At 69.4% G+C, this 7,530-nt stretch carries 7 protein-coding genes; 1 reads left to right on the top strand and 6 read right to left on the bottom strand.

Annotation, left to right across the window (positions count from 1 at the left end):
* Positions 1-150: 150 nt before the first annotated feature.
* Both CCN42_RS25040 and CCN42_RS25045 read right to left on the bottom strand, forming a co-directional pair.
* The gene (locus CCN42_RS25040) at positions 151-852 is read right to left on the bottom strand and encodes a ribonuclease HII (RefSeq protein WP_086738996.1); all 702 of its coding nucleotides are present in this window, start codon (positions 850-852) and stop codon (positions 151-153) included.
* An 82-nt stretch (positions 853-934) separates the two neighbouring features.
* Positions 935-1,558, bottom strand: coding sequence for a TetR/AcrR family transcriptional regulator (locus CCN42_RS25045; RefSeq protein ID WP_086172165.1), 624 nt, complete (start codon positions 1,556-1,558; stop codon positions 935-937).
* A gap of 192 nt (positions 1,559-1,750) precedes the next feature.
* Between CCN42_RS25045 and CCN42_RS25050 the strand changes: the two genes are divergently transcribed.
* Entirely contained in the window at positions 1,751-3,298 is a 1,548-nt protein-coding gene (locus CCN42_RS25050) for an MFS transporter (protein WP_086738998.1), read from the top strand.
* Between the two features lie 420 nt (positions 3,299-3,718).
* Here the strand turns inward: CCN42_RS25050 and CCN42_RS25055 are convergent, their stop codons facing one another.
* The 4 genes from CCN42_RS25055 to CCN42_RS25070 form a co-directional block, all read right to left on the bottom strand.
* Entirely contained in the window at positions 3,719-4,633 is a 915-nt protein-coding gene (locus tag CCN42_RS25055) for an ADP-ribosylglycohydrolase family protein (protein WP_086739000.1), read from the bottom strand.
* Between the two features lie 323 nt (positions 4,634-4,956).
* The gene (locus CCN42_RS25060) at positions 4,957-5,937 is read right to left on the bottom strand and encodes a GNAT family N-acetyltransferase (RefSeq protein WP_086739002.1); all 981 of its coding nucleotides are present in this window, start codon (positions 5,935-5,937) and stop codon (positions 4,957-4,959) included.
* Between the two features lie 267 nt (positions 5,938-6,204).
* Positions 6,205-6,864, bottom strand: coding sequence for a histidine phosphatase family protein (locus CCN42_RS25065; RefSeq protein ID WP_086739003.1), 660 nt, complete (start codon positions 6,862-6,864; stop codon positions 6,205-6,207).
* A gap of 132 nt (positions 6,865-6,996) precedes the next feature.
* On the bottom strand, positions 6,997-7,530 hold a 534-nt coding region (locus tag CCN42_RS25070), incomplete at its 5' end, for a DUF4937 domain-containing protein (RefSeq protein WP_086739005.1).

A 7,530-nucleotide genomic window follows, 5' to 3' on the forward strand; every position in this document is an offset into this window, starting at 1 on the left:
GCGCGGTGCGGCCGCTGGCCGGAGTGGCGCGGGGACCCTGGGCACTCTCGTGAATCTGAGGCTCCTCGGGGATGAGAGGCATGACCTGATGTTTATCAAACGTTGGTGCGGCACGCGCGGCTGGGTGGCACATACGTGCGATCGGAATCGTCAGAAATCGAAGCCGAGCTGGCCCTCGATTGCCGGAACGCTTCCCTCCGCCCAGCTGCGGGCCTTCTTGAGGTGCCGCCACTGGGGCAGCGCATCAAGATACGCCCACGACAACCGGTGATACGGAGTGGGGCCCCGCACCTCCAGTGCGGCCTTGTGCACGGGTGACGGATACCCGGCATTGTCCGCGAAACCGAAGTCTGCATGGTCGACACCCAGTTCGGCCATCATTTTGTCCCGCTGGACCTTGGCGATCACCGATGCCGCCGCCACCGCCACACACGACCGGTCGCCCTTGATCACGGTGCGGACCTGCCAGGGCGCGCCGAGATAGTCGTGCTTGCCGTCGAGAATGACCGCGTCGGGACGGACGGGCAGGCCGTCCAGGGCCCGCACCGCCGCGAGCCGCAGCGCGGCCGTCATCCCCAGTTCGTCGATCTCTTCCGGGGAGGCGTGCCCCAGGGCGTACGACGTGACCCACTGCTGCAGTGTCTGCGCGAGCTCGGTGCGCCGCTTGACGGTGAGCAGCTTGGAGTCGGTGAGCCCTTCGGGGGGCCGGCGAAGTCCGGTTATCGCCGCGCAGACGGTGACGGGGCCGGCCCAAGCGCCGCGCCCCACCTCGTCGACACCGGCAATGATCTTCGCTCCGGTCGTGGCGCGGAGTGAGCGCTCGACGGTGTGAGTAGGTGGTTCGTACGGCATGGCGCCCTTAGCGTACGCCGGTCCGAACCCGCGGCGACACCCCGGTTTGCCCTTGCCTCGGCGCGACGACCTCCGCCCGCGCTCAGCCTCCGTCCACACGGAGCAGCGGCATCATCAGCTGGTCGGTCATCTCCTCGATGTCTCGATCACTCCATTCGCAGCCGCACATTTTCGATCGGTACATCATCATCGCCGGGACGGCATCGAAGACGTATCCGTTGGCAGCGTCCGCCCGCACCTCACCTCGCGCGATTCCGCGGGTGATCACCTCACGCAGCAACTTGATGGTCGGCTCCACCACCCCCTCGACGATCACGGCATGGAAGCGTTCCGCCTGCATGGTGTCGCATTCGTGAATCACGGAACGCAGGGCGGAACCGGGCCGCGAGAACATGGCGTCACGCGCCTGCCGGCACAGGGCGAGCAGGTCCTCGCGCACGCTCCCCAGATCGGGGGCCGCGTCGAGCCGCGGCAGTCCGGCCTGCAGCGCGTCCGCGACCAGGTCCTCCTTGGACGGCCAGCGGCGGTAGACCGCCGCCTTTCCGGTCTGGGCGCCCGCGGCGACGCCCTCCATCGTCAGGCCGTTCCAGCCGACCGTACTGAGCTGCTCCAGCGCGGCATCGAGAATCGCACGTTCGAGCACGGCGCCGCGCCGACGGGGAGAGGCCGCCCTAGCGGGGGCGGCCGTCCAGCGCGAAGTAACCATCCGGGTATCTCCAGCGAGCGGGGAACGGTGAAGGGGGACAACAGGGAACTCTTGCTTGCGGCGCGCGGGCGCGCGGGCAGGCGCCACGGGACGGCAGCTTCAGTGAACGCTTGCGTTCACTAGCGGGGAGTCACTACCGTTGTCGCGTCAGTGAACGCGAGCGTTCACTAAGGCTCTTGTGGGGGACCCATAGTGACGACCTCTCAGTTGATTCGAAATCAGAGACCGGGTGCGGCTCGCCGGCAGGGGCATCCCGGCATCGCGCTCACCGTCATCGCGGCCTGCCAGCTCATGGTCGTACTCGACGCGACGATTGTGAATATCGCGCTTCCGCACATTCAGGACGCACTGGCGTTCAGCACCACCGATCTCACCTGGGTGATCAGCGCGTACACCCTGACCTTCGGCGGCCTGCTGCTGCTCGGCGCCCGAGCTGGTGACATCCTCGGCCGCCGCCGGGTCTTCCTGACCGGCATCCTGCTGTTCACCTTCGCCTCGCTCCTCGGCGGATTCGCCCAGGAACCCTGGCAGTTGCTGGCAGCGCGCGCGCTGCAGGGCGTGGGTGGCGCGATCGCGTCCCCGACCTCCCTGGCGCTCATCACCACCACTTTCGCCGAGGGGCCGGAACGCAACCGTGCGTTCGGCGTCTTCGCCGCGGTCTCGGCGGGCGGCGGCGCCATCGGCCTGCTCGCCGGCGGCATGCTCACCGAGTGGCTGGACTGGCGCTGGGTGCTCTTCGTCAACGTGCCGATCGGTGTGCTGATCGCCGTTCTCACACCGCTCTACATCAACGAGTCCGAGCGGCACCCCGGCCGGTTCGACATAGCGGGCGCGCTGACCTCGACGGTCGGCATGGCTTCGCTGGTCTACGGCTTCATACGGGCGGCCGAGGAAGGCTGGCGGGACAGTCTGACGCTCACCTCCTTCGGTACCGCCCTGGTCCTGCTGGTCGCCTTCGTGTTCACGGAGATGCGGGCCAAGGAGCCGATCACCCCGCTGAAGATGTTCACCGACCGCAACCGCGCGGGCACCTACGTGATCATGCTGAGCCTGGCGGCGGCGATGTTCGGGATGTTCTTCTACATCGTGCTGTTCGTCCAGAACGTGCTGGGCTACAGCCCGATCAAGGCGGGTTTGGCCTTCCTGCCCGTCACGGTCGCGATCGTGATCGGCGCGGGCCTGTCGCAGCGGTTCCTGCCGGTCCTCGGGCCCAAGCCGTTCATGGTCGTCGGCTCGGCGGCCGTCGTGATCGGGTTGATCTGGCAGACCTTCATCACTCCCGACAGCTCGTACCTCGGCGGCGTCCTCGGCCCGATGCTCGTGTTCGGCTTCGGTATGGGCCTGAACTTCGTGACGGCGACGGTGACCGCGGTCTCCGGCGTCGCTCCGAACGAGGCGGGCGCGGCGTCCGGCTTGCTCAACGCCACCCAGCAGGTCGGCGGTTCGCTGGGCCTCTCCATCCTCACCACCGTGTTCGGCACGGCCAGCAAGGACGAGGCGGAGAAGCAGGTGCCGAGCTTCATGGCCGAGAGCTCGCCGGAGCAGCAGGCGGAGTTCGCCACGACGCATCAGCTGCCGGCGCCCTGGGGCCATGAGGTGCTCGCGGAGGGCATCTCGACGGCGTTCGTCCCCGCCGCGGCGATGGCCGTGCTGGCGCTGGTCACCGCCTGGTGGGTGATTCGCGTCCGCAAGAGCGACCTGGAGGCCCTGTCCGGCGCGGCGGGCCCGATGGTCGGCTGACCGAAGGACGGCGCGGGCCGGACGGACCGGCGGGCCGAGGGGCATGACGGGGGTATGCCCGCGGCTCGCCGGCCGGTCCGCGTGGGGCCGCGGATGGCGGGACAGCGTGCAGCCATCCGATGGGGAGGACGCCGGTCCGGCCATCCGCGCACTGCGCATCGGCACCGCCGACAGCACCGCCACCGGCACCGTCACGGCGAGCAGGACCCAGAACACCGTCAGCACTCCCACGTCACCCCCCTGCACTGCACGACGGATTCCGCGGACACAGCCGACGCACCGCGGATACCGTGACAACGCCGGGCGGTGACGGAGAGTTCCCGTCATGCACAGAGAGTTCCGGCGCACGTCGAAGGGTCCACCGCCCCCTGGGTCGGCCGACCTCCGGGCCAGCCGGTCTCTGAGTCAGCCGGCCTTGAGTCAGCCGGCCGACGCAACCGTCGGAACCCAGTCCGGCAGCGCCTCGGTCCGCTCCGCCCACCCGGCGGGCGGGGCCCCAGCCTTGCCGGCGGCGATCACCCCGCCCACGATGGCGCACGTGGTGTCGACGTCACCGCCGGCCTGCGCGGTCGTCCAGAACGCCTGCTCGTAGTCCCCGAGCGATCGCGCGGCGGACCAGAGGGCGAAGGGCACGGTGTCATGGGCCGTCGTACGCCGTCCGCAGCCCAGCACGGCCGCGACCGTGGCCGGGTCGCCGTAGTCGAGCATGTCGCGGGCGCGACGCAGTCCCGCTCCGACGGCGCTCTTCGGGACGAGCGCCACGACCCCGTCGAGCAGCGCCTCGGCGCTCGGTGGCCCGGCGGGATCGGCGGCCAGCGCCGCGGCCGCGGCGACGGCCATGGCTCCCACGACCGCCTCACGGTGCTGGTGCGTGGGGTAGGCGGAGATCTCCGCCTGGTGGGTCGCCTGCTCGGGGTCGTCGGCGTACCAGGCGCCCAGGGGGGCGATCCGCATGGCGGCACCGTTGCCCCAGGAACCCTGTCCGTTGAAGAGCGCGGCGGCCAGCTCACGCCAGTCGCCGCCCTCCCGGACCAGTCGGAGCAGCCGGTTGACGGCGGGGCCGTAGCCGCGGTCGAAGTCGTGGTGGTGGGCGAAGGAGTGGGCCAGGGCGTCCTGGTCTATCCGTCGGTGGGCGGCGAGGACGGCGACCACGGAGCAGGCCATCTCCGTGTCGTCGGTCCACTGCCAGGGGCCGGACGGCAGCTCCCGTCGCTTCAGCAAGGGGTAATTCACCGGCACGAAGAACTGGGAGCCCAGCGCGTCCCCGACGGCCAGTCCGCGCAGGCTGGCCAGGGCACGGTCCAGTCGCCCGTCGGAAGAGGAGTCAGCGGTCATCGCCCTGCCACTCTAATTCGTCGTCGACGGGCCCTGCACCACCCAGGAGGGTCGGCCGGGCTGTTCGAGCTCTGGGACCGTGACATCTTCTGCCACTCCGGCTGAGAACTCCGGATTGACGGGGCGGGGACCTGGCGCTCGCGGCGGCGGCCGCGGGCCGCGCGTCGAGACAAGCCTCGACGGAGATGACGTCCGGCTTTGTCCACGAGAACGGACAGCACGTCGGCAGTGGTCCGGGAGGTGTCCTGCCGTCGGCACTTGGCCCCGAACATTCACGGCCGCTGACAGCACCGGGCCTCAGCGGGCCGAGCGGTGCGGTGGTCTCAGCGCCAGTCGTCGATCACGTACGCGTCGGGGTGGCTGTACCCGGATTCGTTGGGCCTGTGCATGGTCACGCCTTGCAACCAGGTGCGGAAACCGCGGTCGATCATGCGCCGGTAGGCATCCGGGCGGCCCAGGTTCATGCCGGCGTCCAGTTGGCCCAGCCCGCGCTCGGCGGCCAGCCGCTCGCACGCGTCGAGCAGTCGTTCGAACCGGTCGGCTGCCTCCGGACCAGGACGTACGGCACCGAATTTGACGAAGCACACGTCGTCGCCGGCCTCCGACCCGGCTCCGCAGTGACAGACGGCCAGGCCGTCGAGCTCGGAGCCGGCGCCTTGGAGCAGGATGGTGTCACCGAGTCCCTGCGCATGCGCGGCCACGATCTCGCGTTCCAGGCTCAGGCCCTCGTACACGGCTCCGGTCAGTGCTGCGCAGAGACTCAGCACGTCAGGCCGCTCGGCTGCGGGCAGGTCGCCGTAGAGCACCCGGCCGGGGACCGCGGCACCGTCTGCCACATGCTTCTTCATGATGGCTGTGAGGAACCGGGGCCAGAAGCCGTACCGGCGGTAGAGCTCGAGATGCTTGGGGCTGTGCGAGAAGGTGAACAGGCCGAGGTGGCGGTTCCCCCAGGCGTCGAAGCGGTCCATGACCGGCTCCATCAGACGCCTGCCGATGCCCTGGTCCCACAGATCCGGACGCACCGTCAGCGGTCCGAAGAACCCGAGGCTGCCCCAGTTGGTGGCGAAGTTCGATCCAACTACTTCCCCCTCGGCCGTCGCCACGAACGCCGCCTGTGGATCGGCCGCCCAGCGGGTGCGGACGTAGTCGACGCTCCCGAAGGTCCCGAACGGGTCAGGTGCCCCCAGGAAGGTCCCGAAGGCGACCCTGCAGATCTCATCGGCCCGATCCAGGTCCGCCTCACCCAGAGGGCGGACCGATACCGGGGCCGCGTCACTCTTGCGCTCCGCTGCTGGTGGGACCATCGCTCTCTCCCTCCGACACCCTTATCCATCGCACCACGGAGGTGCGCCGCAGGCGAGGCGAACGGTCCGGTGACATACCCGAGGGTCGAGGACCGGTCCGGTCTGCCTCGCTTTTCCGTGGGAACCGCAGCAGGTAGCCGGCCCCGGCGGCCACCGTGGCCGCCTGAACTGTCCTCTCCGACTCCACACGGTGCAGTCGTCACACAAGGTGACGACTGCTGAGCGACGCCGGTCGGGCCCGCTTGACGGCTTGGAGCCGTCGGGCGTCTATCCGGTGATCCCGTAGGGTTCCGGATCTCGCCAGCGTTCGAACGGCCGGTCCAGCGTGTACCTGCCGTCCTCCCCCAGAACGAGCATCCGCATGTCGCCGTTCTCTGGATTCAGCAGCGACTCGAACTCGGCGACGGTCCAGTGGAACCAGCGCATGCAGAACAGCCGCATGGCCAGGCCGTGGGTCACCAGCAGCACGTTCGGCGGATGGTCGGGGGCCTCGAAGCTGCGGTACAGGCTCTCCAGGAAGCCACCGACCCGGTCGTACACGTCGGCGCCGCTCTCGCCCTGGGCGAAGCGGTAGAAGAAGTGCCCGTAGGCGTCCCGGTAGGCCTTCTGCAGGCGTACGTCGTCGCGGTCCTGCCAGTTCCCCCAGTCCTGCTCGCGCAGCCGGGGTTCCTCGCGCACGCGTATCAGCTCGGGGTCGAGGTGGAAGGCCTGCAGTGTCTCGTGCGTACGGCGGTAGGGAGATACGTAGACGCTGACCCGTTCCCGGCCGAACAGTTCCCGCAGTCTCTTGCCGGTCTCCTCGGCCTGCTGCCGGCCCCGCTCGGTGAGGGCGAGGGCGTGGTCGGGTTCGCGTTCGTACACGGAGTCATCAACATTGCCCGTTGACTCGCCGTGCCGGACAAGGACGATGCGCCGTGGTCGTGCCATGCCAAAACCCTAGATCGCGCCACGACCGGTGAAGCACTCGTACAGGCTCCATACGGCGTAGATCACACATTTCCCTCACGGGGCACCGCACAGGAGGCGCGGTTCGACCGTCCGGAAGTCACACCGCTCACGTCAAACCGTCCAGGTCGGCTCCAGGTCGACGACATCGCCGGTGAGCGCGGCGACGTCCGCCTCGGTCTGCGCCCGCAGGGCGAGCCGCTCCACCCGCTCGGTGCGGTACTTGCCGTGCTCGGCCGCCGACCGCCACATGGACAGGACCATGAACTCGTTGCCGGGTGCCTCGGCGAACAGGCCGCGGATCATGCCCGGCGAACCGGCCATCGCGGGGTTCCAGACCTTCTCCTGCATCAGGGTGAAGTTCTCGACGCGGTCCGCGTGCACCCGGCAGAGGGCGACGCGGAGGAGATCGGCGTCCGTGAAACGGGGTTCGAAGCCGGTCTTCACATCGAAGCGGTAGTCGAACAGCCTGGCCTGCGCCTCCTTGAAGGTGCCCGACTGGGCCGCCGCCAGCCGGTCGTGGGAGCGGGCCATGAAGGAGTCGTAGAAGGCCCGGCTCTCCCAGAAGGCGAAGACATGGGCCACCGAAGGCCGGCTACGGCTCCAGCCCCCGCCCTGCCCCCGAAAACCCGGCTCACCCAGCAGCCC

Source organism: Streptomyces glaucescens (assembly GCF_002154375.1).
GTDB classification, from domain to species: Bacteria; Actinomycetota; Actinomycetes; order Streptomycetales; family Streptomycetaceae; genus Streptomyces; species Streptomyces glaucescens.